This is a genomic window from Streptomyces violascens (assembly GCF_014649955.1).
GTDB lineage: Bacteria > Actinomycetota > Actinomycetes > Streptomycetales > Streptomycetaceae > Streptomyces > Streptomyces violascens.
On the sequence record NZ_BMUA01000028.1, the window covers coordinates 13,532 to 37,710 of the forward strand.

A 24,179-nucleotide genomic window follows, 5' to 3' on the forward strand; every position below is an offset into this window, starting at 1 on the left:
TCCGCAGTCAGGGGCGTGGCCATACCGATGGCGTACAAAGTCCGCTCTCCCGGTTGCCCCACTCTTTCGTACCCCCCCTAGACTGAACACCCAGCAGGTGGCTCACGCTCGAAAGGCGCCCCCGTGTCCATCGGCAACTCTCCCGAAGACGACCGGCCTCCGATCGAAGACGACGGGCCTTCGATCGGCCGCGCACTTCAGCAGGCCCGTATCGCCGCCGGACTGACGGTCGACGAGGTCAGTTCCACCACGCGGGTGCGCATCCCCATCGTGCACGCGATCGAGCAGGACGACTTCTCCCGGTGCGGCGGTGATGTGTACGCGCGCGGCCACATCCGCACGTTCGCCCAGGCCGTCCACCTCGACCCCGACCCGCTGGTCGCGCGGTACGACGCCGATCACGGCGGCCGTCCCGCGCCCACCCCCGCGGCCCCCCTGTTCGAGGCGGAGCGGATCCGGCCCGAGCCGCGCCGGCCCAACTGGACCGCCGCCATGGTCGCCGCGATCGTCGTGGTCGTCGGCTTCGTCGGATTCACCATGTTCAGCGGCGGCGACAAGGGCAAGGGCGGCACCTCCGTCGCCGAGGGCCCCGCGCAGCAGAAGCTGCCGTCGGCCAGCGCCCTCCCGCCCAAGCCCCCCGCCCCCAGGCCGACCCCCACCCCGTCCGACAGCGCCATCGCCGCGGTGCCGGGCGACAAGGTCACCGTCAAGGTCACCGCGACCAACGACAAGAGCTGGATCTCGGCCAAGGACCACAACGGCAAGATGCTCTTCGACGGCCTGCTCCAGAAGGGCGAGGCCCAGACGTTCCAGGACGGCCAGCAGGTCGACCTCGTCCTCGGCAACGCCGGGGCGATCGAGCTCTACGTCAACGGCAAGAAGATCGACAGCAAGTTCGAGGACGGCCAGGTCGAGCGCCTGAGCTACACCAAGGGCGACCCCCAGGCCGGCTGACTCCCGGGCCCACGACCCTCGCGGCGGGGGCGTGGGCCAGGACAAAGTAGTCTTGAGTCCATGCCCGAACGCCGCACCGTCGCCCTTGTCACTCTTGGCTGCGCCCGTAACGAGGTGGACTCGGAGGAGCTCGCAGGCCGCTTGGCAGCGGACGGCTGGGAGCTCGTCGAGGACGCATCGGACGCGGACGTCGCCGTCGTCAACACCTGCGGGTTCGTCGAAGCCGCCAAGAAGGACTCCGTCGACGCCCTCCTCGAAGCCAACGATCTCAAGGATCACGGCAAGACCCAGGCCGTCGTCGCCGTCGGCTGCATGGCCGAGCGGTACGGCAAGGACCTCGCCGAGGCGCTGCCCGAGGCCGACGGCGTGCTCGGCTTCGACGACTACGCCGACATCTCCGACCGCCTCCAGACCATCCTCAACGGCGGCATCCACGCCTCACACACCCCGCGCGACCGGCGCAAGCTGCTGCCGATCAGCCCCGCCGAGCGGCAGGCGGCGCCCGACGTGGCGCTGCCCGGGCACGCGCAGGACACCGCCCCCGAGGACCTCCCCGACGGTCTCGCGCCCGCCTCCGGGCCGCGCGCCCCGCTGCGCCGCCGCCTCGACACCAGCCCGGTCGCCTCCGTGAAGCTGGCCTCCGGCTGCGACCGGCGCTGCTCGTTCTGCGCCATCCCGTCCTTCCGCGGCTCGTTCATCTCCCGCCGCCCCAGCGACGTGCTCGGCGAGACCCGCTGGCTGGCCGAGCAGGGCGTCAAGGAGGTCATGCTGGTCTCCGAGAACAACACCTCGTACGGCAAGGACCTCGGCGACATCCGGCTGCTCGAAACGCTGCTCCCGGAGCTCGCCGCGGTCGACGGCATCGAGCGGGTACGGGTCAGCTACCTGCAGCCCGCCGAGATGCGGCCGGGCCTCATCGACGTACTGACGTCGACCGAGAACGTCGTGCCGTACTTCGACCTCTCCTTCCAGCACTCGGCGCCCGGCGTGCTGCGCGCGATGCGCCGCTTCGGCGACACCGAGCGGTTCCTCGAACTGCTCGACACGATCCGTGCCAAGGCGCCGACGGCCGGTGTGCGGTCCAACTTCATCGTCGGCTTCCCCGGTGAGACCGAGGAGGACTTCAAGGAGCTGGAACGCTTCCTCACGGCCGCCCGCCTCGACGCCATCGGCGTCTTCGGCTACTCCGACGAGGAGGGCACCGAAGCGGTCGGCTACGAGGGCAAGCTGGACGCGGACACCATCGCCGGGCGGCTCGCGCACCTGTCGAGGCTCGCCGAGGAGCTCACCGCGCAGCGTGCCGAGGAGCGCATCGGCGACACCGTGCGCGTCCTGGTCGAGACCGTCGACGACGAGGACGGCGCGGTCGGCCGCGCCGAGCACCAGGCGCCCGAGACCGACGGCCAGGTGATCTTCACCGAGAGCGCCGGTCTTGCGCCCGGCCGTATCGTCGAGGCCAAGGTGGTCGGTACCGAAGGTGTCGACCTGGTGGTCGAACTGCTTGACGGGGTTGAGGAGGCGGGCAGATGACCGGAGTCCCGGCATCGGCGGCGGGCGGAACCGGCCGGGCGCCGGCGCCCGGCGGCAAGCTGGGCGCTGCGGCCGTCAACCAGGCCAGCCTCTGGAACATCGCCAACATCCTCACGATGATCCGGCTGGTGCTCGTGCCGGGCTTCGTCGTGCTGCTGTTCGCGGACGGCGGGTACGACCCGGCGATGCGCGCGTGGGCCTGGGTGGCCTTCGCCGTCGCCATGATCACCGACATCTTCGACGGGCATCTGGCGCGCACGTACAACCTGGTCACCGACTTCGGGAAGATCGCCGACCCGATCGCCGACAAGGCGATCATGGGAGCCGGGCTGATCGGCCTCTCGCTGCTCGGCGATCTGCCGTGGTGGGTCACCTCGGTCATCCTGTTCCGGGAACTCGGGATCACGCTCATGCGTTTCTGGGTCATCAGGCACGGAGTGATTCCGGCCAGCCGCGGTGGAAAGCTCAAGACGCTCGCCCAGGGCACCGCGACCGGAATGTACGTGCTCGCGCTGACGGGTCCGCTGGCCACCCTGCGCTTCTGGGTGATGGCCGTCGCGGTGGTGCTCACGGTCGTCACGGGGCTCGACTACGTGCGTCAGGCGATTGTGCTGAGGCGCAAGGGACTTGCCGCGCAGCGCGCCGCCGGGGGATCCGCGTTGTGAGCGAAGCGGCCCGGGTTCTGCGTCTGCTTACGGATCGTGACCAGACGCTTGCGGTGGCGGAGTCCCTGACGGGCGGCCTGGTGGCGGCCGAGCTCACCTCGGTGCCCGGTGCCTCGCGCGTTTTCCGCGGTTCGGTGACGGCCTACGCGACCGAGCTGAAGCGGGACGTCCTGGGTGTGGACGGGACCCTTCTGGCCGAGCGCGGGGCGGTCGATCCCGACGTCGCGCTGCAGATGGCGGCGGGGGTGCGCGAGGTGCTCGGGTCGAGCTGGGGGATCGCGACCACGGGCGTCGCGGGCCCCGAACCACAGGACGGCCAACCGGTCGGGACGGTATACGTTTCGGCCGTTGGTCCGGCGGGAGCCAAGAAAACCGTCGCATTGCGGTTGAACGGCGACCGGGCGGAAATTCGTATGGAGAGTGTACGCAGCGTGCTCGAACTGCTCTCCAGTGAACTCCGCAAGGATGGGCGGGCACAGGATACGGAACAGAACGGGGGGATTTGATGTTTGCAGCCCTGAGTGAACACGACATCGCTCCCCGCACGGCCGCGGCGCGAGGCGGTACGGTGGGGCGTGAAGGATGCGGCTACGCGGTCCGAGGAGGGAGCCACCGATGATTCTGCTCCGTCGCCTGCTGGGTGACGTGCTGCGTCGGCAGCGCCAGCGCCAGGGCCGTACTCTGCGCGAAGTCTCCTCGTCCGCCCGAGTCTCACTCGGCTATCTCTCCGAGGTGGAGCGGGGGCAGAAGGAGGCTTCCTCCGAGCTGCTCTCCGCGATCTGCGACGCGCTTGACGTACGGATGTCCGAGCTCATGCGGGAAGTGAGCGACGAGCTGGCACTCGCCGAGCTCGCTGCCTCTGCGGCAGCGAGTGACCCGGTGCCGGTGCGTGCGCCGGTACGTCCGATGCTCAATTCGATCTCCGTGACGTCGGTGACTGGTGTGCCGACGGAGCGGGTGACGATCAAGGCGCCCGCGGAAGCGGTGGACGTCGTCGCGGCCTGATTGTCAGGCTCGCACCCAGGCTTGTACTGAGCCCCGGTTGGTCACCAGGTGACCAACCGGGGCTCAGCCCTTTCCGCTGTGACCGTTTTGGGGCTTCTGTGGCAGGGTGGTAGGAGATCGCGCAAACGTCCGCATAGTTCGTGCGAGCGTTCCCCTCGTGCGTGCGCGGACGTTCCGTCCGGAGTGGAGGAAATGCATGTCCTACATCAAGAGCCCGCTGTCCGACGCCGACCTCAAGGTGGTCGGCGACGCGCTGCAGGGTGCGCTTGTGGATCTCGTGGACCTCTCGCTGGTGTCCAAGCAGGTGCACTGGAACGTGGTCGGTCCGCGATTCCGGTCCGTGCACCTCCAGCTCGACGAGGTCGTCGACACCGCGCGGCTGCACTCGGACACGGTGGCCGAGCGGGCTTCCGCCGTCGGCGTCAGCCCGGACGGGCGCTCCGCCACGGTGGCGAAGTCGAGTGCGATCGACACCGTTCCGGACGGCTGGATCAAGGACGCAGAGGCCGTGAAGGTCCTGGTCGACGCGCTCGGCATCGTGATCGGCCGGATGCGCGAGCGCATCGAGGCGACCGCCGACCCCGACCCGATCAGCCAGGACATCCTCATCGGGCTCACGGCCGACCTCGAGAAGCACGCGTGGATGTTCCAGGCGGAGACCGTCTGAACCGCCGTACGCAACCATGCGCCGCCGCGCACGGATACACGATGAACGGACCCGGTCGTGCGCGGTGAACCGCGGGGGGCCGGGAGGGCGCCGGGCTTGCGCCCGTGCGCCCTCCCCGCGGGATTTCCGACGGTCTAGCGTCGGCCCGGGGAGGCGGCCCATGGCGGTGGCGGTGCGTTGGGTGCCCGCGCTGGTTGTTGCGGCGCTGTGGTGGTGGGCCGTGCTGCGCATGGCGCTGGTGCCCGGTCGGACGGGGTTCGTCGAGGGCGCGATGGTTGCGGGCGGCTGGGGGCTGAGCCTGCTGCCGGTCCATGTGACACCTGGGCCGAGCGCGCGGTCCGGCTCTACCAGGGCATCGAGACGCCGCCGTTGGGACGGAGGATCTGGCCCGTCGTGAACGCCGAGGCATCCGCGGCGAGATGCAGTACCGCGTGCGCGATGTCCTCGGGTTCGCCGAGCCGGGCGAGCGGGGAGAGCCGCAGCATCATGGACTCGATCTGCTCCTGCTGCTCGGCGGCGTGCCGGCCGGTCATGGGGGTGCGGACCCAGCCGGGGGCGATGGCGTTCACACGGATCCCGTGCGGGCCGAGCTCCGCGGCGAGCGTCCTGGTGAGCTGGACGACCGCGACCTTCGAGACGCTGTAGCAGAACAGGCCGGGCCGCGAGGAGTCCACGGCGCCCGAGGCCATGGTGACGATGGAGCCCCGGATGCCGCGCGCGATCATCGTGCGGGCCGCCTCCTGGCAGGCGTGGAGCACGCCCCGGAAGTTGACGGACAGCACCCGGTCGAGGTCGGCGTCCTCGGTCTCCAGGACCGAGCTGGTGTGCATGATGCCCGCGATCGCCACCACGATGTGGACGGGGCCCGCGGCTTCCAGGGCCGCCTTCACCTGCGCGCGGTCCGAGACGTCCAGCGGGTGGGCATGGGCGGTGCCGCCCGCCTTGGTGATCAGCGCCCGGGTCTCGGCCAGGCCCACCTCGTCGCGGTCCGCGCAGTGCACCGCGGCACCGGCCTCCGCGAGCATCAGGGCACTGGCGCGGCCGATCCCGCTCGCTGCGCCGGTGACGAAGGCCGTGCGGTCGCTGAGGTCGTACGCCGTGAGAGGCATGCCGGGACGGTACGACTGGATCTGACGGTCCGTCAATAAGTGGGAGTGATGTTCGGCGGGGCGTCAAAGGGTGGGCGCGGGCTGGCACTTGGGGCACCAGTAGGTGGGGCGCTCGCGGCCCGAGGGGTCGCGCTGGGTGGCGGTGCGGATGGGGGACCGGCAGCGCGGGCACGGACGGCCGGCCCGGCCGTAGACGTATGCCTGGCGGACCGGGCGGTCCTTGTTGGCCTCCAGGAGCTGCTTCGCGACGGCCACGAGGCGCTCGGGAGAGGGAAGTTCGCCGATCGGCAGCCAGGGGACGGCCCTGATCGCGAAGCAGATCTCCGACTTGTACACGTTGCCCACCCCGGCAAGGTTGCGCTGGTCGAGCAGGGCGTCGCCGATGGTGCGGGCCGGGTCCTGGAGGAGGTTGCGCAGGGCGGAATCGGCGTCCCAGCCGGGGCCGAGGAGATCGGGGCCCAGGTGGCCGACCGCCTTGGGCTCGTCCTGGGTGCGGAGCAGTTCCAGCACGGGCAGCCGGTAGCCGACGGCCGTGTGCCCGGCGTTCCCGAGGATCGCCCGGATCTGATGGGCGGGCCCGCCGCCCCAGCGCTCGCCGGGCCCGTAGATCCGCCAGGACCCGTCCATCCGCAGGTGGGAGTGCAGGGTGAGCCCGCCTTCGATCCGGGTCAGCAGATGCTTGCCGCGCGGGGTCACATCAAGGACGGCCCGCCCGGTGAGATCCGCCGTGGCGAACCGTGGCACCCGCAGATCGGACCGGGTCAGGACCTGCCCGGCCAGCGCCGCGTGCAGCCGCCGCGCGGCCTGGTAGACGGTGTCACCTTCGGGCATGAGTCCATTCTGCCGGGGGCGGGGACGGTTGGCCTCGCCCGGGCGGTGAGGGCAGGACGGCTGCCGTGTCTTAGCTCGGAGGCGCGTCAGGGTCTCAGGCGCAGCCCCCTCGGGGTCGGAACGAAGCCCGCCGTCTCCAGCGAGCGGGCCAGCGGGGACGTCAGGGCGGCGTCGCCATTGGCCCGCTCCACGGTGATCGTGCCGAGCCGGCCCGCCCGCGCCGCACCCGCCAGGGCCCCGCAGGCCGCGGTCAGCACTGGATCGTCCGGCTCGGTCGCCCAGGCGAGCAGGGACTTGCCGCCGCGCTCCAGATACAGCACGAGCTCGCCGTCGACCAGCACGACCATGGAGCCCGCCTTGCGGCCCGGTTTGTGGCCGGCCCCGCCCGGTGCCTCGGGCCACGGCAGTGCCGCACCGTACGCATTGGCCGGGTCGGCGGCCGCCAGGACGACCGCCTGCGGGGCGGTGTGCGCGTCGGCGCCCCGGTCCCGGGCGGTGGCGGCCGCCCGCAGCCGGTCCACCGCGCCGTCCATCGCGAACTGGGCCGCGCCGAGCCCCTCGACCACATAGCCGCGCCGGGCCTGCCCGCTGTCCTCGAACGCCGCCAGGATCCGGTACGTCGCCGAGAAGCCGCCCTCGACGCCCTCGGCCTGCACCGCGCCCCGGGTGACCACGCCGTGCCGGTCCAGGAGGGTGCGGGCCAGGGCGTGGGCGCGGTGGGTCGGGTCGGGCTCGCGGGGCGGGAGCAGGGACCAGCGGCCCGAGACCGTCGGCGGCCCGGTGCGCGAGGCCGGGCGGGCCGCGGCGGTCAGGGTGCCGTAGCGGCCGCGCGGGACGGGCCGCTTGGCGCGGTGGGCGGTGGAACCCGCGGTGCGCCCGGAGCCGAGCAGGGAGCGCAGCGGCGCCAGCGTGTCGTTGGTGAGCCGCCCGGACCAGGCCAAGTCCCACACGGCGTCGGCCAGTTGGGGGTCGGTTGCCTCCGGGTGGGTGGTGGCGCGGACCTGGTCGGCGAGCTGGCGGAAGAACAGGCCGTAGCCGGGGGCCAGCGCGGTGAGCACCGACTCGTGGAGCGCGGTCAGTTCGAGCGGGTGCGGGGGCGGCAGGAGCAGCGGGGCCGCGTCGGCCACGTACAGGGAGATCCAGCCGTCCTTGCCGGGCAGCGCGCCGGCCCCGGCCCAGACGACCTCGCCGGTCGTGGTGAGCTCGTCGAGGAGGCCCGTGCTGTAGTCGGCGACCCGGGACGGCAGGATCAGCTTCTCCAGGGCGGAGGCCGGGACGGCGGCGCCCTGCAACTGCTCCACGGCGCGGGCCAGCCCGTCGATGCCGCGCAGGCCGTTGCTGCCCAGATGCTGCCACTGGGGGAGGAAGGTGGCGAGCGCGGCGGGTGGCACCGGCTCCAGCTCCTGGCGCAGCGCGGCCAGGGAGCGGCGGCGCAGCCTGCGCAGGATCGTCGCGTCGCACCACTCCTGACCGATGCCTGCCGGATGGAACTCGCCCTGGACGACCCGGCCCGAGGTCGCGAGGCGTTGCAGCGCGCCGTCCGTGACCGCCGTGCCGAGGCCGAACCGGGCCGCGGCCGTGGCCGAGGTGAACGGGCCGTGGGTGCGCGCGTACCGGGACAGCAGGTCGCCGAGGGGGTCCTTCACCGGCTCGGTGAAGGCCTCGGGGACGCCGACCGGCAGCGCTGTGCCGAGCGCGTCGCGCAGCCGTCCCGCGTCCTCGATCGCCGCCCAGTGGTCGGTGCCGGAGATGCGGACCCGGATGGCCCGGCGCGCGGCGCCCAGCTCCGGGGCCCAGCCGGGCTCGGCGCCCCGGGCTGCCAGCTCGGCGTCGGTGAGCGGCCCGAGGACCCGCAGCAGGTCGGCGACGCCCTCGGCGTCCTTGATGCGGCGGTCCTCGGTGAGCCACTGGAGCTCCCGCTCCAGCTCGGTCAGGACCTCGGCGTCCAGCAGCTCGCGCAGCTCGGCCTGGCCGAGCAGCTCGGCGAGCAGGCGCGAGTCGAGGGAGAGCGCGGCGGCCCGCCGTTCGGCGAGCGGGGAGTCGCCCTCGTACAGGAACTGCGCGACATAGCCGAACAGGAGGGAGCGGGCGAACGGGGACGGCTCCGGTGTGGTGACCTCGACCAGACGCACCCTGCGGGCTTCGAGATCCCCCATCAGCTCGGTCAGGCCGGGGACGTCGAAAACGTCCTGGAGGCATTCGCGGACCGCTTCGAGGACGATCGGGAACGACCCGAACTCACTTGCCACCTGCAGCAGTTGAGCCGCCCGCTGGCGCTGCTGCCACAGCGGGGTGCGCTTGCCCGGGTTGCGCCGCGGCAACAGCAGGGCGCGGGCGGCGCACTCGCGGAAGCGGGAGGCGAACAGCGCGGAACTGCCGACCTGATCGGTGACGATCTGCTCGATCTCGCCCTTGTCGAACACCGTGTCCGCGGCCCCTACGGGGGCCTGTTCGCTGTCGTAGGTCGAGTCGAGGTGCGCCGGGTCCTGGTCGAGGAGATCCAGGCCCATCAGGTCGGCGTCGGGCAGCCGCAGCACGATGCCGTCGTCGGCGTGCATGACCTGGGCGTCCATGCCGTAGCGCTCGGCCAGGCGGGCGCCGAGCGCGAGCGCCCAGGGGGCGTGCACCTGGGCGCCGAAGGGGGAGTGGATGACCACGCGCCAGTCGCCGAGCTCGTCCCGGAAACGCTCGACCAGGATCGTCCGGTCGTCCGGGATGTGGCCGCAGGCGCGGCGCTGCTCGTCGAGATAGCCGATCACATTGTCCGCGGCCCAGGCGTCGAGACCCGCGCTCAGCAGGCGCAGCCGGGCGTCGTCGGGAGTGAGCGAGCCGACCTCGCGCAGGAACGCGCCGAGCGCGCGGCCCAGTTCGAGCGGACGGCCCAGCTGGTCGCCCTTCCAGAACGGCAGTCGGCCGGGCACCCCGGGCGCGGGCGAGACCAGGACCCGGTCGCGCGTGATGTCCTCGATCCGCCAGGAGGTGGTGCCCAGGGTGAACACATCGCCCACCCGTGACTCGTACACCATCTCCTCGTCGAGCTCGCCGACCCGGCCGCCGCCCTTCTTCGGGTCGGCCCCGGCCAGGAAGACGCCGAACAGGCCGCGGTCGGGGATGGTGCCGCCCGAGGTGACCGCGAGCCGCTGGGCGCCGGGGCGGCCGGTGACTGTGCCCGCCACCCGGTCCCACACCACGCGCGGCCGCAGCTCCGCGAAGGCGTCGGACGGATAGCGGCCCGCCAGCATGTCCAGGACCGCCGTGAACGCCGACTCGGGAAGCGCGGCAAACGGCGCGGCCCGGCGCACCAGCGCCATCAGGTCGTCCACCTGCCAGGTGTCGAGCGCGGTCATCGCGACCAACTGCTGGGCCAGCACATCCAGCGGATTGGACGGAATGCGCAGCGACTCGATCGCCCCGGTGCGCATCCGCTCGGTGACCACCGCCGACTGGACCAGGTCGCCGCGGTACTTGGGGAAGACCACCCCCGTGGAGACCGCGCCCACCTGGTGGCCCGCCCGGCCCACGCGCTGCAGCCCGGAGGCCACCGACGGCGGCGACTCGACCTGGACGACCAGATCCACCGCGCCCATGTCGATGCCCAGCTCAAGACTGGACGTGGCCACCACCGCCGGAAGGCGGCCCGCCTTCAGGTCCTCCTCCACGAGCGCCCGCTGCTCCTTGGAGACCGAACCGTGGTGCGCCTTGGCGAGCAGCGCGGGGGCGCCCGCGGCGGCGCCCGAACCGCCCATCAGATCCGCCGGGGAGTGCGCCTCGGGAAGCGGTGCGCCCATGGCGCGCTCGTACGCGATCTCGTTGAGCCGGTTGCACAACCGCTCCGCCAGGCGGCGGGAGTTGGCGAACACGATGGTCGAGCGGTGGGCCTGCACCAGGTCGACGATGCGCTCCTCGACATGGGGCCAGATCGACGGCTTCTCGGCCCCCTCCTGGGCATCGGCCGCCGGGGAGCCGGCCAGCTCGCCCAGGTCCTCCACCGGCACGACCACCGACAGGTCGAACTCCTTGGCGGAGGGCGGCTGGACGATCTCCACCTTGCGCTGCGGGGACAGATAGCGCGCCACCTCGTCCACCGGACGCACCGTCGCCGACAGACCGATCCGGCGGGCCGGCTTCGGGAGCAGCTCGTCCAACCGCTCCAGGGACAGCGCCAGATGGGCACCCCGCTTGGTGCCCGCGACCGCGTGCACCTCGTCCAGGATCACCGTCTCGATGCTCGCGAGCGCCTCGCGCGCGGCGGACGTGAGCATCAGGAACAGCGACTCCGGCGTGGTGATCAGGATGTCCGGAGGACGAGTGGTGAGAGCCCGGCGTTCGGCGGGCGGGGTGTCCCCGGACCGGATGCCGACCCGCACCTCCGGCTCGGGCAGCCCGAGCCGCACCGACTCCTGGCGGATGCCGGTCAGCGGCGAGCGCAGATTGCGCTCCACATCGACCGCGAGGGCCTTGAGGGGAGACACGTACAGCACCCGGCAGCGCTTCTTCGGCTCGGCGGGAGCGGGCGTGGCCGCCAGCCGGTCGAGGGCGGCGAGGAACGCGGCGAGGGTCTTGCCGGACCCGGTCGGGGCGACGACCAGGACGTCCGAACCCTCCGCGATCGCCCGCCAGGCGCCCTCCTGCGCCGCGGTGGGCGCGGTGAAGGCCCCCGTGAACCAGCCGCGCGTCGCGGGGGAGAAGGAGTCCAGCGCTGTCCTTGCCATGGTCCCCATCGTGCACCCACCCACTGACAACGGCCCGGACCTGCGAGAATGAACGTGTGGACGGGGTCGAGGAATGGGCGCGGCACTGGCAGTACTCCGAGCTGCCCGGCCTCGATCTGCTCCGGGCCCGCTATGTGAGCCACTCCTTCCCGCGCCACGCTCACGAGGGGTTCGTCTTCGGAGCGGTACGCAGCGGCATCGAGAACGTGATCATGCCCGGCGGGACGATCCCGGCCCGCCCCGGCACCGTCGTCATGATCAACCCCGAGGTCCCGCACGCCGCTCACGCCGGAGTCCCTGAAGGCTGGACGTACGCCACGCTCTACCCCTCGGCGCAGCTGGTCGCCGACATCGCCGCGGAAACCACCACCCTGCGCGGCACCGCCGGATTCGCCGAGACCATCGTCGAGGACCCGGACACCGCACTGCTCATCCAGGACGTGCACCGGGCGGCGGAGCAGGGCAACGCCCTCGCCGCCGACAGCGTGTTCCGCATCGCCGTCGCCCGGCTGCTGCGCCGCCACGGCCACGCTCTGCCCGAGCGGACTGCCCGTTCGGCGGGAGCGCGCGCCGCGGCTGCGGCGCGATTCCTCCTGGTGGAGCGGCTCGCCGCCCCACCGTCCCTGGAACAGCTGGCCAAGGAGCTCGACACCAGCCCGTTCGCGCTGCTGCGCGCCTTCAAGGCGGAGTACGGCCTGCCGCCCCACGCCTGGCTGACGGGCGAGCGCGTACGCCGGGCCGCCCGCCTCCTGGACGGCGGAACTCCGCCCGCCGAGGCCGCCGTCGCCGTGGGCTTCACCGACCAGCCGCACCTCAACCGCCACTTCACCCGGATCGTCGGCGTCACGCCAGGCGCATATCGCCGCGAGCGCGCCAGGACGTAGGCGCGGGCGTGCGTCGGGGCAGGCGTGAGCATGCGCGAAGAGGCGTGCGAGACCGTCGACGTGCAGGAACACCGGGCGTGCGAGACCGTCGGTGTGCAAGAACGCCAGGCGTGCGAGAACGCCAGGCGTGCAAGAACGTACAAGAACCGAAGCACCACTTTCTTCTAACGTCCACGGCGTGGCAGCAGAACAGACAGCATCCCCAGAGATACGCCCCGAGGCCGGGGGCAAACCCGATGCGGCCGTCGTCCGCGACGCCCTGGGCGTCGGCGTCGCCGTCGGGCTCTCCGGCTTCGCCTTCGGAGTGACCTCGGCCGGATCGGGACTCGGCCTCCTGCAGACATGCGCGCTCAGCCTGCTCGTCTTCACCGGAGCCTCTCAGTTCGCGCTCGTCGGCGCGCTCGCGGCCGGCGGAAACCCGTTCACCGCGGCGGCCGGCGCCTTCTTCCTCGGCACCCGTAACGCCTTCTACGGCTTGCGCCTTTCCCAACTGCTCGCGCTGCCAAGGGCATTGCGCCCTCTGGCCGCCCAGTGGGTGATCGACGAGACCACCGCGGTCACCCTCGCCCAGCCCACCCGGCGGGCCGCGCGGATCGGCTTCACCGTCACCGGCCTCACCCTCTACGTGCTGTGCAACCTGACCACGCTCGCCGGAGCGCTTGGCGCGCAGGCCCTGGGCGACACCGACGCCTGGGGGCTCGACGCCGCGAGCCCCGCCGTCTTCCTCGCGCTGCTCGCGCCGATGCTCAAGACCTCCACCGAGCGCATCACGGCCTCCCTCGCCGTCGTGCTCGTCCTGGCCATGCTGCCGGTGCTGCCCGCGGGCGCGCCCGTCCTGGTCGCAGCCCTCGCCGCGCCCGTCGTGCTCTTCCTGAAGGGGCGGAGCACGCCGGGGGAGACAGGGGCGGACGCGGGGGCTCGCACCCACGACGCCACCGCCCCGGGTCCGTCCGAAGGAATCGGGAACTCCCCGAAGGGACAAGCGCGTTGAACGTCTGGATCGCCATCGCCGCCACCGCCGTCGGCTGCTACCTCGTCAAGCTCCTCGGGCTGCTGGTCCCGGCGGGCGCCCTGGAGCGGCCGCTGGTCAAGCGGCTTGCCGCGCTGCTGCCGGTGGCACTGCTGGCCGCGCTCACCGCCCAGCAGACCTTCAGCACCGGCCACCAGGTGCTGCTCGACGCCCGGGCGGCCGGGCTCGCGGCGGCGGCCGTCGCGCTGGTGCTGCGCGCCCCGTTCCTGGTGATCGTCGGCGCCGCCGTCCTCGTCACGGCGGGCGTACGGGCCCTGGGCGGCTGAGCAGCAGGCGCCGGGGCGGACCGTACGCCGCCGCGCCCCGGCGACCGGCCTCGTCCGTCAGGTCGTCCCGGAGCCCACCCGGTCCGTCCGGACAGGCAGCCGCCAGGGTCACCCGATCGTGCGGCCGTGGGAGCGCAGTGTGCGCAGCGCCTCGATCGTCACCATGGGGCGGCACTCCAGGGCCGTGCCGGGCGCCCACGCACGCCAGTGGATCGGCCATCCGCCGTCCTCCTGCTGCTCCGCCTCCAGATGGTCGAGGGAGCGCTTCATCTCCTCGTCGGTGAACCACCGGCGGGCCAGCGATTCCGGCACGGCCGCGTAGTGGTGCGGGAAGTGCCGCTCGCCGGGGGCGTATCCCTCGGAGACCGGGTAGTCGGCGATCCGTGCCGGATCGAGCACCGCGAGGCCCTGCTCCCTGACGAGCCGGCCCAGCCGGTCCGCGGCCGCCTCGGCCCGGGAACGGTCGGGGGCGCCGTCCAGGAAGGCAACCGCCGCCTCGACCTCGTACGGATGCGACGTCTCCAGCGAGTCGACCGTGGCCCAGCAGAAGTCGGTCGCCCGGAAGAGCCACGCGTGCCACACCTGGTTGCGGTGCAGAAGCCCGACCACGGGGCCGGTGGTCAACAGGGCGCTGGGCGGATCGTCGACGATCGGGACGAACGGCGCCGCCGGATAGCCGCGCTGCGAGGGGTGCAGCGCGGGCAGGGCGCCGTCCTTGGTGGAGACGTCCGTCAGATAGCGGCACATCCGCTCCACGCGCTGACCGCCGAGCCGACCGACCGAGTCCAGGACCCGCAGCGCGTGCGCGGTGTGCAGGGGCTGGCTGACGGGCCCGCGCAGATCGGGTTCGAGTGCGTGGCCGTAGCCGCCGTCGTCACCCTGATAGGCGGAGAGTGCCGCCTCGACGGCATCGGCGTCCTTGCCGAGGAAGTGGTAGGCGAACCGGCGCTGTTCGAGCACCCTGGCCGTCAGCCAGATGAAGTGCGCGGCGCGCGCCAGTGGTGAGTCGGGGGAGTGGGGGGATGCTCCGGAACCAGCCATGTTTCAGACGGTAGGGCCCACAGAGCCGCGGGCAGGCCCGACCGCCGGGGCTGCACTCTCAGGGGCGGGATACTTGAGTCATGCGGTTGACGATTTTCTGGGAGCGGATGGCCGACCACTTCGGCGCCGGGTACGCGGACTCCTTCGCGCGTGACCATGTGATGACGGAACTGGGCGGGCGCACCGTGCACGAGGCCCTCGACGCGGGCTGGGAGGCGAAGGACGTCTGGCGGGCGGTCTGCGCCGCCATGGACGTGCCCGCGGACAGGCGGTGACGGCGGCCCCTTCGGGGGCGCACGGGTGGCCGCCTTCGGGTGAAGGGCGGGGTTCCGGGTGACGGGGCGGCCCGGCCAGGCAGCCGGAACAGATGTGGCGGCCCGCTGTCGGACACATGGGCGAGACTTGCTCCGTGGCACCGACTGATGAGATCAACACCGACGACAGCGCAGCCGACCGGGCGGGCGACCGCGAAGTCGGCCCCGCGGGCGCCCCGCGCGGCGAATCGCCCGCCTCCGGCGAAACCCCGGCGCGCCCCCTGGGGCTCGCCTCCGCCGCACGCATGCCCCGCTGGCTGCCGCGTGCCGTAGTGCTCGCGCTCGCCCTGTACGCCTGTTTCCAGCTGGGCAGCTGGGCCTTCCACCAGCTCATCGGTCTGCTGATCAACATCCTGATCGCGTTCTTCATCGCGCTCGCCATGGAGCCCGCCGTCGGCCGGATGGCGGCCCGCGGAATGCGCCGGGGCATGGCCACGTTCCTGGTGTTCCTCGCCCTGACGATCGCGACGGTCGGCTTCGTCGTGCTCCTCGGCTCGATGCTGGCGGGACAGATCGTCGACATGGTCGAGCAGTTCCCCAAGTACCTCGACTCGGTGATCAACTGGGTCAACCACACGTTCCACACGGAGCTCTCGCGGGTCGAGGTGCGCGACAGCCTGCTGCACTCCGACTGGCTGCAGAAGTACGTCCAGAACAGCGCGACCGGCGTGCTCGACGTCTCCGCGACCGTACTCGGCGGCCTCTTCCGGCTGCTGACGATCTTCCTGTTCTCGTTCTACTTCGCCGCCGACGGGCCCCGGCTGCGCCGGGCGATCTGCTCCGTGCTCCCGCCGGCCCGGCAGGCGGAGGTGCTGCGGGCCTGGGAGATCGCGGTCGACAAGACCGGCGGCTACCTCTACTCGCGCGGCCTCATGGCGCTCGTCTCCGGCATCGCGCACTACATCCTGCTCCAGATCCTCGGCGTTCCGTACGCCCCGGCGCTGGCGGTCTGGGTGGGCCTGGTCTCCCAGTTCATCCCCACCATCGGCACCTACCTGGCGGGCGCTCTCCCCATGCTGATCGCCTTCACCGTGGACCCCTGGTACGCGGTGTGGGTGCTCGGATTCGTCGTGATCTACCAGCAGTTCGAGAACTACATGCTGCAGCCCAAGCTCACCGCGAGGACCGTGGACATCCATCCCGCCGTCGCCTTCGGCTCGGTGATCGCCGGCACCGCCCTCATGGGCGCGGTCGGCGCACTCATCGCCATCCCGGCGGTCGCGACCCTGCAGGCGTTCCTCGGCGCCTACGTGAAGCGGTACGACGTGACGGACGACCCGCGCGTGCTCGGCAGGCACCAGCCGCGCGGCCAGGGCTCGGCAGTGGCGCCAGAGGCGACGCCGTAGGCTGGAATTTCCTATTTGTCGGGATTGGCGGGCGGGTGGGAACGAAGCGCTTCGCCGTGCGCGGTGCGCTTGACAGTAAAATCGAACATCCATTCTCATGGGAGTCCGGCCCTGTGTTTGCACGGGTTCCACCGCGTTTCCGGTGGAGTTATCCACAGGCTGGAAGGACGTCGGGGCCCATTGTCAGTGGCAGGGGTTAGCGTCTTTGACGTGAAGCGATCGACTCAAGCAAATCGGGTGGAACCCATGGCAGGAACTGACCGCGAGAAGGCGCTCGACGCCGCACTCGCACAGATTGAACGGCAATTCGGCAAGGGCGCGGTGATGCGCCTGGGCGAGCGGCCGAATGAGCCCATCGAGGTCATCCCCACCGGGTCGACCGCGCTCGACGTGGCGCTCGGCGTCGGCGGCCTGCCGCGCGGCCGTGTGGTGGAGGTGTACGGCCCGGAGTCCTCCGGCAAGACGACCCTGACGCTGCACGCGGTGGCCAACGCCCAGAAGGCCGGCGGCGCGGTGGCCTTCGTGGACGCCGAGCACGCCCTGGACCCCGAGTACGCGAAGAAGCTCGGCGTCGACATCGACAACCTGATCCTGTCGCAGCCGGACAACGGCGAGCAGGCTCTGGAGATCGTCGACATGCTGGTCCGCTCCGGCGCGCTCGACCTCATCGTCATCGACTCCGTGGCGGCCCTGGTGCCGCGCGCGGAAATCGAGGGCGAGATGGGCGACTCGCACGTGGGCCTGCAGGCCCGTCTGATGAGCCAGGCGCTCCGGAAGATCACCAGCGCGCTCAACCAGTCGAAGACCACCGCGATCTTCATCAACCAGCTCCGCGAGAAGATCGGCGTGATGTTCGGCTCGCCGGAGACCACGACCGGTGGCCGGGCGCTGAAGTTCTACGCCTCGGTACGTCTCGACATCCGCCGGATCGAGACGCTCAAGGACGGCACGGACGCGGTCGGCAACCGCACCCGCGTCAAGGTCGTCAAGAACAAGGTCGCGCCGCCCTTCAAGCAGGCCGAGTTCGACATCCTGTACGGCCAGGGCATCAGCCGCGAGGGCGGCCTGATCGACATGGGCGTCGAGCACGGCTTCGTCCGCAAGGCGGGCGCCTGGTACACGTACGAGGGCGACCAGCTCGGCCAGGGCAAGGAGAACGCCCGCAACTTCCTGAAGGACAACCCCGACCTCGCCAACGAGATCGAGAAGAAGATCAAGGAGAAGCTGGGCGTCGGTGTCCGTCCGGAGGAGCCGACGGCCGAGCCCGGCAAGGACGCCGCCGAGACCGCCCCGGCGGCTGACGCGGCCGCGGTTCCGGCCCCGGCCACCAAGGCCAAGACGGCCAAGGCCGCCGCTGCCAAGAGCTAGCGGTGACCCGCAGGACCGAATGGGCCGACCCCGCGGAGCCGGGCCCCGAGCGGGCCCGCTCCCGGCGGGGCGGCCCCAATGGAGCGGGCGACGGCACCGACTCGTCGAGGGCCGAGAAGGAGCCGCCGCCGCAGGACCCGGCTGAGCGGGCGCGGGCCATCTGCCTGCGCCTGCTCACCGGGACGCCCCGGACCCGCAGACAGCTCGCCGACGCCCTCAAGAAGCGGGAGATCCCCGACGAGGTCTCCGAAGAGGTCCTCTCCCGCTTCGAGGAAGTCGGACTGATCAACGACGCGGCGTTCGCCGACGCATGGGTGGAGTCCCGCCACCACGGGCGCGGGCTCGCCCGCCGCGCGCTGGCACGCGAACTGCGCACCAAGGGCGTGGACTCCACGGTCATCGACGAGGCCGTCGGCCAGCTCGACTCCGACCAGGAGGAGGAGACCGCGCGCGAACTCGTGGCGCGCAAACTCCGCTCCACCCGCGGCCTCGACCGCGACCGCCGGATCCGCCGCCTCGCCGGCATGCTCGCCCGCAAGGGCTACCCGGAGGGCATGGCTCTCAGAGTGGTCCGCCAGGCACTGGAGCAGGAGGGCGAAAACGCGGACGACCTGTACGAGATGTGAGCCGCCGGTCAGTCGGCGGGGGCCGTGACCGGCAGCCCCGCCGTGCGCCACGCCTGGAAGCCGCCGACCAGGTCGGTCGCCCGGTGGAGCCCCAACTGCCGCAGCGACACTGCCGCGAGGGACGAGGCGTACCCCTCGTTGCAGATCACCACCACCCGCAGATCGTGACCGGTCGCCTCGGCGGCGCGGTGGCTGCCCTGTGGATCGAGCCGCCACTCCAGCTCGTTGCGCTCGACGACCAGGGCGCCAGGAATCAGCCCGTCCCTGTCACGCAGCGCCGCATACCGGATGTCCACCAGAAGCGCCCCGTCGGCGGCCTCGGCGAAGGCCTCCTCGGCCGTCACTCGATCCAGACCGGCCCTGACCCGGTCGAGGAGCTCGTCGATCCCCACCGGTCGCGTACGTTCCGCGCTCACTGCCAGTCCTCCGGACGCTCGACCTGCTCGATACGGAGCACCGCGCCTGTCCGGCTGTAACGCCGGATCAGAGGCAGCGGCGGATAGTAGGCATGCACCGAGATCGCATGCTCGGCCCCGGACTCGTTCCGTACCTCATGCACATGGTGCGGCCCGAAGGCCCGGCCGCTTCCCGGCCCCAACTGCCTTGAACGGTCGATGCCTTCGGCGAGTTCCAGGGTCCTCCAGCCCTCGGTGGGCAGGCGGGCCGCCAGCGAGTCCTCACGCAGCGCGCCGGCCGCGGTGGCGAAGGCGCCGTGGGAGCCGCCGTGATCGTGCCAGCCCGTACCGGTGCCGGGCGGCCAGCCGATCAGCCAGGCCTCGCTGCCGCCCGGGCCGTCGAGCCGAATCCAGGTGCGCCCCTCGTCGTCGAGGGGCAGCGAGGCAACCAGCGCGGCGTCCGCGGCGGTACGGAGGGCGAAGTCGAGCAGGTCCGCCTCGGTCGGCGCGGAGCCGGATCCGGGCGCGGAGGCGGGAGCGGGCACGGAGGGAGTGACAGATGTGCTTACGGAGCGAGACACGGGGGACCGTCCTGAGAGAGTTCGCGAATGCGCGCGTACGGCAGATGGCGCCTCAAGGGCGCGGCGGTACGGCGCGAAGGGAAAGGCGAATCAGCAGGACGGACGACACACGCAGCCCGCATAGCGGACGAGGTCCATATGGACCCTCCGCCACAGGCGCACATCGGTGTCGGTCACGTTCCGGAGTAGACCATGTGCGCCTGCGTCGGTCAATCGGTGTTCGGATGGCGGATCACGGATGGCGGATCATGGCTGGCGGCCGGTAGGTCGCCGACAACGCGTGGACACCCGGTGTCAGCCATCGGTCGACGGATCACGGCTGACAGATATCAGCTGACGGATTCCAGACGGGCAACGCCAGACAACAACAGCCGACAGACATCACAGAGATCACAGACATCAGTTGATGTCAGCCGTCCGCCCCTCGGCCCCCCGCAACCCCCGCCCCCGCGACCCCCGCATCCGCTCCTCCGGCACCCGTACTCCCCGCCCCCACACCCGGCTCACTCCCGCCGGCCTCTCCCCGCACCGCCTCGGCCGCGGCGTACAACTGCGCGGGCTGCACCCCGTTGAACGCGGCGGCCAGGTGCCCGTCGGGGCGTACGAGGAGGACGGCGTGGGCGGGAGCGCCGGGGTAGTCCTCGGCGACCAGGAGTTCCGCGTCCAACGGCAGCGCCGACACCGCGGCGGCCAGGCGGGGCATGACCCCGGCCGTGAGCCAGTGGCGCCGGTCCCAGACGCCGGTGCCCGGGGCGACCAGGACGACCAGGAGCCTGCCCTTGCCGAGCCGGTCCCGCAGCGACGCGGTCGCGCCGTCGGGGGCTGTGACGCAGATGTCGGCGGCCGGTGCGCCCAGCCCCGTGCCCACCGGGATGTGCGACTCGGTGTACGGAGGCGTGAGGGGGGAGTGCGGGTACGCGGGGGGCGCGCCGAGCGGTCCGCGACCCAAGTGGCCGTCGGTCACCAGGGCGTCGTGGCCGCGCGCGGTCCCCGGGATCCAGCCGCGCGGCCCCGCACCGCCGCGCAGGACGGGCAACGACTGGTCGGCCGTGCGCAGCCGGGCCGCCACCGCCGACCGGCGTTCCGTCTGGTAGCTGTCCAGGAGCACCTCGGACGCCCCGTGGTGCCAGGCCTGGGCCAGCTTCCAGGCGAGGTTCTGTGCGTCCCGCAGACCCTCGTCCAGGGCCTGCGTGCCGAGCGCGCCCAGCAGATGCGCCGCGTCCCCCGCGAGGAACGCGCGGCGCACCCGCCAGCGCCGGGCCAGGCGGTGGTGCACGGTGTGGACGCCGGTGTCGAGGAGTTCGTACGGAGGAGTCGAACCGCACCAGCCCGCGAGGGTGTCCCGGATGCGGCCCAACAGGGCGTCGGGCGTGACCAGTTCGGCGCGCGGCGGAAGCAGCCAGTCGAGCCGCCAGACGCCGTCCTGGAGGGGACGGGCCATCGCCTCGTCGCCGCTGGCCCGCCAGGGCGGAAGCCGGTGCAGCAACGCCTCGCCCGGCCACGGGAGTTCGGTACGCAGGGCCACGACCGCCTGGCGCTCCACCGCCGTACGGCCGGCGAAACGGATGTCGAGCAGCTTGCGGACGGTGGAGCGGGCGCCGTCGCAGCCCACCGCGTAGCTGCCGCGCCACCAGGTCCCGCCGGGCCCCGAGGTGTGCACGGAGACACCCTCCGCGTCCTGCTCCAGCATGTCCAGGCGGCTGTCCGGGACCACCCGTACGAGACCGGACGCGGCAAGGGCGTCGCGCAGCCCTCGGGTCAGGGCGTGCTGCGGGATGTGCACCGGCGAGGGGACGTCCGCGGGCGACTCGCCGAACCCGACGCGGCTCACCAGCCGACCGCGCCTCATGGACCGCCAGGCCACCCAGCGCGCCCCCTCGTCGCGCACCGTCGTACAGCCGAGGCCCGTCACGAACGAGGCGATGTCCGGGCGCAGTACGGCCGTGCGGACCGGGCGGGGCTCGTCCTTGCCCGGGCCCTCGTCGAGGACGACGGACGGCACGCCCTGGGCTGCGAGCGAGAGGGCCAGCGCCAGTCCCACCGGACCGGCGCCGACGACGATCACCGGGTCCACGGCGCGGCTCCCGAGGCGGGTCGGGACGGCTTGCAGGTGGCGCGGGGAACCCGGTGCACGATCACAGAACGTATGCAACCCACTGCGCGTGCTTGCGTCAAGTGACGGAGGCAGCGACGCGAACGTCACCGCCTCCCGTGCCGTCAGTTCGTCGTAGCAGGCGCCACGTCGGAACCGTCGGTCCCTTCGGCAGCGAGCACGGCGCCCGGGCCGGCGGCCGTGACCGGGGCGGCGGCCGACCCCATGGTGATGCCGGTCTTCGCCCGGCGCCCGCGCTTCTCGATCCAGGTCGCGAGCGCCGAGAGCAGCAGACACATCGCCACATAGATGGAGCCGATGACCACAATGGTCGAGACGTACGGGTACTGGCCGTTGACCTGGGTGTTGCTCGCGATCAGACGTGCCGTCTGGAGCAGCTCCGGGTACAGGATGATGAAGCCGAGCGACGTGTCCTTGAGGGTGACGACGAGCTGGCTGATGATCGTCGGCAGCATCGCCCGGACGGCCTGCGGCATGAGCACGCTCATCATGACCTGCGACTTGCTCATGCCCAGCGCGTACGCCGCCTCGCGCTGTCCCTTGGGCACGGAGTTGACGCCCGCGCGGAGCACCTCCGCCTGCACACAGCCGTTGTAGATCGACAGGCCGAGGGCCAGCGCCCACATCGAGTAGTCGGCGAGGAAGCCGACCCAGACCGCGTAGATCGTGATGAGCAGCGGGATGGAACGGAAAACCTCGATGAAGGCGGTGGCCGCCCAGCGGACCGGCTTGTGGTCGGAGAGCCGGGCCACGGCCAGCAGCAGCCCGAGCACCAGCGAGCCGACGGCGGCGAGGCCGAACGCCTTGAGGGTGGCGAGCACCGCGTCGGCGATGTTCTGCCGGATGCCCGCGTAGTTGAAGATGTCCCACATCGCGTAGTCGAGGTTGCCCTTGTCCGCGAGGCGGACGATCGCGAGGGCGATCAGCGCGATCAGCGCGAGGGAACCGACGACGGCGTAGATCCGGTTGCGTACGACGGCCTTGGGGCCGGGGGCGTCGTAGAGAACGCTGGCACTCATCGGGCGACCTCCATGCGGCGCTCAAGAAGGCGGAAGAGACCGCTCATCGCGAAGGTGACGATCAGATAGCCGAGCGCGACCCAGATGAAGACGGGAACGATGTCGTAGCCGTCCTCGCTCAGCAGCTTCTGCCAGCCGAACAGTTCGGTGACGCTGAAGGCGCCGGCGATCGCCGAGTTCTTGGTGAGCGCGATGAAGATCGAGCTCAGCGGCGGGATGACCGTCCGGGTGGCCTGCGGCAGCACGATCAGGCGCAGCGTCTGCGTGAAGCTCATGCCGATCGAACGGGCCGCCTCGGCCTGCCCCAGCGGCACCGTGCTGATGCCGGACCTCACGGCCTCGCAGACGAACGACGCCGTGTAGAAGCCGAGCGCGAGCGAACCGAGCAGGAACGGGCTCATGCCGGGGAAGAAGATCTCCGGCACGACGAAGAAGAAGACCAGGAAGAGCAGCGTCAGCGGGGTGTTGCGCAGCAGCGTCACCCAGGCGGTGCCGAAGAAGCGCAGCGGCGGCACGGGGGAGACCCGGAAACCGGCGAGCAGCAGTCCGAGGACCAGGGCGATGACCGAACTGACGGCGGTGATCTCCACAGTGCCTATGAAGCCGTCGCGGAACTCCGCGAAATGGTCGAGCAGTACGTTCATGAGGTCTCCGCGTCGGCGGGCAGCGGCTGGGGGATCGGGCGGGGCGGGGCCGTGGCGCCCCGTACGAAGTACGGGGCGCGTCAGCGGCGTCGATCAGTAGCGGACGACGGCCGGCGGGGCCTGGTAGTTGGAGCCGGACAGGCCGAGCGTGGCGTCGTAGATCTTCTTGTAGGTGCCGTCCTGCTCGTGCTTCTCGATCGAGGCGTTGATGAAGTCGCGCAGCGCCTTGTCGTCCTTGTTCATGCCGATGCCGTACGGCTCCTCGGTGAACGGCTTGCCGACGACGCGGAGCTTGCCGGAGTTCTTGGCGGCGTAGCCCTTGAGGATCGCGTCATCGGTGGTGACGGCGTCGACCTGCTTGGACAGGAGCTGCTGCACGCAGTCCGAGTACTTCGACAGCTCGACGACGGACGCGCCGTACTCGGGCTTCTTGATCTCCTGGAGCGGCGTGGAGCCGACGATCGAGCAGACCTTCTTGCCCTTGACGGAGTCCTTGCCGTTGATCGAGGTGTCGTCCTTGCGGACGAGCAGGTCGGCGCCGGCCTTGTAGTACGGACCCGCGAAGCCGACCTGCTTCTTGCGCTTGTCGTTGATCGTGTAGGTGCCGACGTAGTAGTCGACCTGGCCCTTGGAGATCGCGGTCTCGCGGACACCGGAGTCGACGGTCTTCCACTCGATCTGGTCGGGCTTGAAGCCCAGGTCGGCGGCGAGCATCTTGGCGATCTCGACGTCGAAGCCGGAGCGCTCCTTGGTCGACTGGTCCTCGAAGCCGAGATAGGGCTGGTCGGCCTTGGAACCGATGATCAGCTTGCCGCGCGCCTTGGCCGCCTTGAAGGTCGGCGAGTCAAGGGTGACGTTCGAGGCGACGGTGTACGTCGGCAGCTGCGGCGCGCCGCTGGAGCCCGGCTGGGCGGACTGCTTGTCACCGGCGGAGCCGGACTTGCCGCCACAGGCGGTCGCGGTCAGGGCGAGCGCGGCGATCGCCGCGACGGCGGCGTACTTGCGGAGCATCATGGCGAACATTCCTTGCGTCGTTGGTCGTTGGTCGTCGTCGGTCGGCCGACAGGTGCCCCGCCCGA

General features: G+C 71.6%; 24 protein-coding genes and 1 pseudogene. 14 read left to right on the forward strand and 11 right to left on the reverse strand.

The genetic code is table 11. The annotated features are described in order from the left end of the window. The first annotated feature begins 123 nt into the window (after positions 1-123). The 7 genes from IE206_RS34635 to IE206_RS42775 all read left to right on the forward strand — a co-directional run bounded on the left by IE206_RS34635 (position 124) and on the right by IE206_RS42775 (position 5,218). Positions 124-954, forward strand: a complete 831-nt coding sequence (locus tag IE206_RS34635) for a helix-turn-helix domain-containing protein (RefSeq protein WP_189969345.1) — start codon at positions 124-126, stop codon at positions 952-954. Between the two features lie 60 nt (positions 955-1,014). Next, on the forward strand, positions 1,015-2,484 hold the full coding sequence (rimO, locus tag IE206_RS34640) for a 30S ribosomal protein S12 methylthiotransferase RimO (RefSeq protein WP_189969347.1): 1,470 nt from the start codon (positions 1,015-1,017) through the stop codon (positions 2,482-2,484). Then, positions 2,481-3,149: a CDP-diacylglycerol--glycerol-3-phosphate 3-phosphatidyltransferase gene (gene pgsA, locus IE206_RS34645; RefSeq protein ID WP_189969349.1), complete on the forward strand. Its 669-nt coding sequence runs from the start codon at positions 2,481-2,483 to the stop codon at positions 3,147-3,149. The genes rimO and pgsA overlap by 4 nt, the downstream gene beginning before the upstream one ends. Next, entirely contained in the window at positions 3,146-3,655 is a 510-nt protein-coding gene (locus tag IE206_RS34650; protein WP_189969351.1) for a CinA family protein, read from the forward strand. The genes pgsA and IE206_RS34650 overlap by 4 nt, the downstream gene beginning before the upstream one ends. Positions 3,656-3,764: 109 nt before the next feature. Continuing rightward, entirely contained in the window at positions 3,765-4,154 is a 390-nt protein-coding gene (locus IE206_RS34655) for a helix-turn-helix domain-containing protein (RefSeq protein WP_053726410.1), read from the forward strand. Positions 4,155-4,350: 196 nt separating this feature from the next. Next, positions 4,351-4,821, forward strand: a complete 471-nt coding sequence (locus tag IE206_RS34660) for a Dps family protein (RefSeq protein WP_189969353.1) — start codon at positions 4,351-4,353, stop codon at positions 4,819-4,821. Positions 4,822-4,981: 160 nt separating this feature from the next. Continuing rightward, positions 4,982-5,218, forward strand: a complete 237-nt coding sequence (locus IE206_RS42775; protein ID WP_373301032.1) for a hypothetical protein — start codon at positions 4,982-4,984, stop codon at positions 5,216-5,218. Here IE206_RS42775 and IE206_RS34665 read toward each other — a convergent pair. The 3 genes from IE206_RS34665 to IE206_RS34675 all read right to left on the reverse strand — a co-directional run bounded on the left by IE206_RS34665 (position 5,166) and on the right by IE206_RS34675 (position 11,473). Then, positions 5,166-5,930, reverse strand: coding sequence for an SDR family NAD(P)-dependent oxidoreductase (locus IE206_RS34665; protein ID WP_189969355.1), 765 nt, complete (start codon positions 5,928-5,930; stop codon positions 5,166-5,168). The genes IE206_RS42775 and IE206_RS34665 overlap by 53 nt on opposite strands. A 63-nt stretch (positions 5,931-5,993) precedes the next feature. Continuing rightward, a complete protein-coding gene (locus IE206_RS34670; RefSeq protein WP_189969357.1) occupies positions 5,994-6,761 on the reverse strand; it encodes a DNA-formamidopyrimidine glycosylase family protein in 768 nt (255 codons plus the stop codon). Between the two features lie 86 nt (positions 6,762-6,847). Beyond that, entirely contained in the window at positions 6,848-11,473 is a 4,626-nt protein-coding gene (locus IE206_RS34675; RefSeq protein ID WP_189969360.1) for an ATP-dependent helicase, read from the reverse strand. A gap of 56 nt (positions 11,474-11,529) precedes the next feature. Between IE206_RS34675 and IE206_RS34680 the strand changes: the two genes are divergently transcribed. From IE206_RS34680 to IE206_RS34690, 3 genes are all read left to right on the forward strand, one after another. Continuing rightward, on the forward strand, positions 11,530-12,357 hold the full coding sequence (locus IE206_RS34680) for a helix-turn-helix transcriptional regulator (protein ID WP_189969362.1): 828 nt from the start codon (positions 11,530-11,532) through the stop codon (positions 12,355-12,357). Positions 12,358-12,535: 178 nt separating this feature from the next. After that, positions 12,536-13,348 (forward strand): AzlC family ABC transporter permease, encoded by an 813-nt coding sequence (locus IE206_RS34685; protein ID WP_189969364.1) that lies wholly within the window; start codon positions 12,536-12,538, stop codon positions 13,346-13,348. After that, positions 13,345-13,653 (forward strand): AzlD domain-containing protein, encoded by a 309-nt coding sequence (locus IE206_RS34690; protein WP_189969366.1) that lies wholly within the window; start codon positions 13,345-13,347, stop codon positions 13,651-13,653. Before IE206_RS34685 ends, IE206_RS34690 begins: the two co-directional genes overlap by 4 nt. A 108-nt stretch (positions 13,654-13,761) precedes the next feature. On the opposite strand, the gene IE206_RS34695 is transcribed toward IE206_RS34690, so the two are convergent. Next, positions 13,762-14,694: a hypothetical protein gene (locus IE206_RS34695; RefSeq protein WP_189969368.1), complete on the reverse strand. Its 933-nt coding sequence runs from the start codon at positions 14,692-14,694 to the stop codon at positions 13,762-13,764. A gap of 80 nt (positions 14,695-14,774) precedes the next feature. Here IE206_RS34695 and IE206_RS34700 point away from each other — a divergent pair, with 80 nt between their 5' ends. The 4 genes and pseudogenes from IE206_RS34700 to recX all read left to right on the forward strand — a co-directional run. Further along, entirely contained in the window at positions 14,775-14,969 is a 195-nt protein-coding gene (locus IE206_RS34700; protein WP_053726402.1) for a DUF3046 domain-containing protein, read from the forward strand. A 284-nt stretch (positions 14,970-15,253) separates the two neighbouring features. Then, entirely contained in the window at positions 15,254-16,354 is a 1,101-nt protein-coding gene (locus tag IE206_RS34705) for an AI-2E family transporter (RefSeq protein ID WP_189969471.1), read from the forward strand. 246 nt (positions 16,355-16,600) lie between these two features. Next, positions 16,601-17,722 (forward strand): recombinase RecA, encoded by a 1,122-nt coding sequence (gene recA, locus IE206_RS34710; protein WP_189969370.1) that lies wholly within the window; start codon positions 16,601-16,603, stop codon positions 17,720-17,722. Next, a pseudogene (recX, locus tag IE206_RS34715) lies at positions 17,659-18,348 on the forward strand (recombination regulator RecX); the annotation flags it as partial. The gene recA and the pseudogene recX, both read left to right, overlap by 64 nt. Before the next feature lie 8 nt (positions 18,349-18,356). Here the strand turns inward: recX and IE206_RS34720 are convergent. The 7 genes from IE206_RS34720 to IE206_RS34745 all read right to left on the reverse strand — a co-directional run bounded on the left by IE206_RS34720 (position 18,357) and on the right by IE206_RS34745 (position 24,114). After that, complete coding sequence (locus IE206_RS34720; protein WP_189969374.1) at positions 18,357-18,764, reverse strand: rhodanese-like domain-containing protein; 408 nt, start codon at positions 18,762-18,764, stop codon at positions 18,357-18,359. Beyond that, the gene (locus tag IE206_RS34725) at positions 18,761-19,324 is read right to left on the reverse strand and encodes a cupin domain-containing protein (protein WP_189969376.1); all 564 of its coding nucleotides are present in this window, start codon (positions 19,322-19,324) and stop codon (positions 18,761-18,763) included. Before IE206_RS34725 ends, IE206_RS34720 begins: the two co-directional genes overlap by 4 nt. A gap of 90 nt (positions 19,325-19,414) precedes the next feature. Beyond that, positions 19,415-19,501, reverse strand: coding sequence for a putative leader peptide (locus tag IE206_RS43675; protein ID WP_311605579.1), 87 nt, complete (start codon positions 19,499-19,501; stop codon positions 19,415-19,417). A 232-nt stretch (positions 19,502-19,733) separates the two neighbouring features. Beyond that, on the reverse strand, positions 19,734-21,398 hold the full coding sequence (locus tag IE206_RS34730; RefSeq protein WP_189969378.1) for an FAD-dependent monooxygenase: 1,665 nt from the start codon (positions 21,396-21,398) through the stop codon (positions 19,734-19,736). Between the two features lie 143 nt (positions 21,399-21,541). Next, entirely contained in the window at positions 21,542-22,456 is a 915-nt protein-coding gene (locus IE206_RS34735) for an amino acid ABC transporter permease (protein WP_189969380.1), read from the reverse strand. Beyond that, positions 22,453-23,100, reverse strand: a complete 648-nt coding sequence (locus IE206_RS34740) for an amino acid ABC transporter permease (protein WP_053726397.1) — start codon at positions 23,098-23,100, stop codon at positions 22,453-22,455. Before IE206_RS34740 ends, IE206_RS34735 begins: the two co-directional genes overlap by 4 nt. A 93-nt stretch (positions 23,101-23,193) precedes the next feature. After that, a complete protein-coding gene (locus IE206_RS34745; protein ID WP_189969382.1) occupies positions 23,194-24,114 on the reverse strand; it encodes a glutamate ABC transporter substrate-binding protein in 921 nt (306 codons plus the stop codon). Positions 24,115-24,179 lie beyond the last annotated feature (65 nt).

Excerpts from the sequence above, each read along its gene's own strand:
- IE206_RS34665 (WP_189969355.1), bottom strand. The coding sequence starts at position 5,930 with ATGCCTCTCACGGCGTACGACCTCAGCGACCGCACGGCCTTCGTCACC.
- IE206_RS34705 (WP_189969471.1), top strand. The coding sequence starts at position 15,254 with ATGCCCCGCTGGCTGCCGCGTGCCGTAGTGCTCGCGCTCGCCCTGTAC.
- pgsA (WP_189969349.1), top strand. The coding sequence starts at position 2,481 with ATGACCGGAGTCCCGGCATCGGCGGCGGGCGGAACCGGCCGGGCGCCG.
- IE206_RS42775 (WP_373301032.1), top strand. The coding sequence starts at position 4,982 with ATGGCGGTGGCGGTGCGTTGGGTGCCCGCGCTGGTTGTTGCGGCGCTG.
- IE206_RS34745 (WP_189969382.1), bottom strand. The coding sequence starts at position 24,114 with ATGATGCTCCGCAAGTACGCCGCCGTCGCGGCGATCGCCGCGCTCGCC.
- rimO (WP_189969347.1), top strand. The coding sequence starts at position 1,015 with ATGCCCGAACGCCGCACCGTCGCCCTTGTCACTCTTGGCTGCGCCCGT.
- IE206_RS34740 (WP_053726397.1), bottom strand. The coding sequence starts at position 23,100 with ATGAACGTACTGCTCGACCATTTCGCGGAGTTCCGCGACGGCTTCATA.
- IE206_RS34670 (WP_189969357.1), bottom strand. The coding sequence starts at position 6,761 with ATGCCCGAAGGTGACACCGTCTACCAGGCCGCGCGGCGGCTGCACGCG.
- IE206_RS34735 (WP_189969380.1), bottom strand. The coding sequence starts at position 22,456 with ATGAGTGCCAGCGTTCTCTACGACGCCCCCGGCCCCAAGGCCGTCGTA.
- IE206_RS34675 (WP_189969360.1), bottom strand. The coding sequence starts at position 11,473 with ATGGCAAGGACAGCGCTGGACTCCTTCTCCCCCGCGACGCGCGGCTGG.
- IE206_RS34660 (WP_189969353.1), top strand. The coding sequence starts at position 4,351 with ATGTCCTACATCAAGAGCCCGCTGTCCGACGCCGACCTCAAGGTGGTC.
- recA (WP_189969370.1), top strand. The coding sequence starts at position 16,601 with ATGGCAGGAACTGACCGCGAGAAGGCGCTCGACGCCGCACTCGCACAG.
- IE206_RS34655 (WP_053726410.1), top strand. The coding sequence starts at position 3,765 with ATGATTCTGCTCCGTCGCCTGCTGGGTGACGTGCTGCGTCGGCAGCGC.
- IE206_RS34695 (WP_189969368.1), bottom strand. The coding sequence starts at position 14,694 with ATGGCTGGTTCCGGAGCATCCCCCCACTCCCCCGACTCACCACTGGCG.
- IE206_RS34700 (WP_053726402.1), top strand. The coding sequence starts at position 14,775 with ATGCGGTTGACGATTTTCTGGGAGCGGATGGCCGACCACTTCGGCGCC.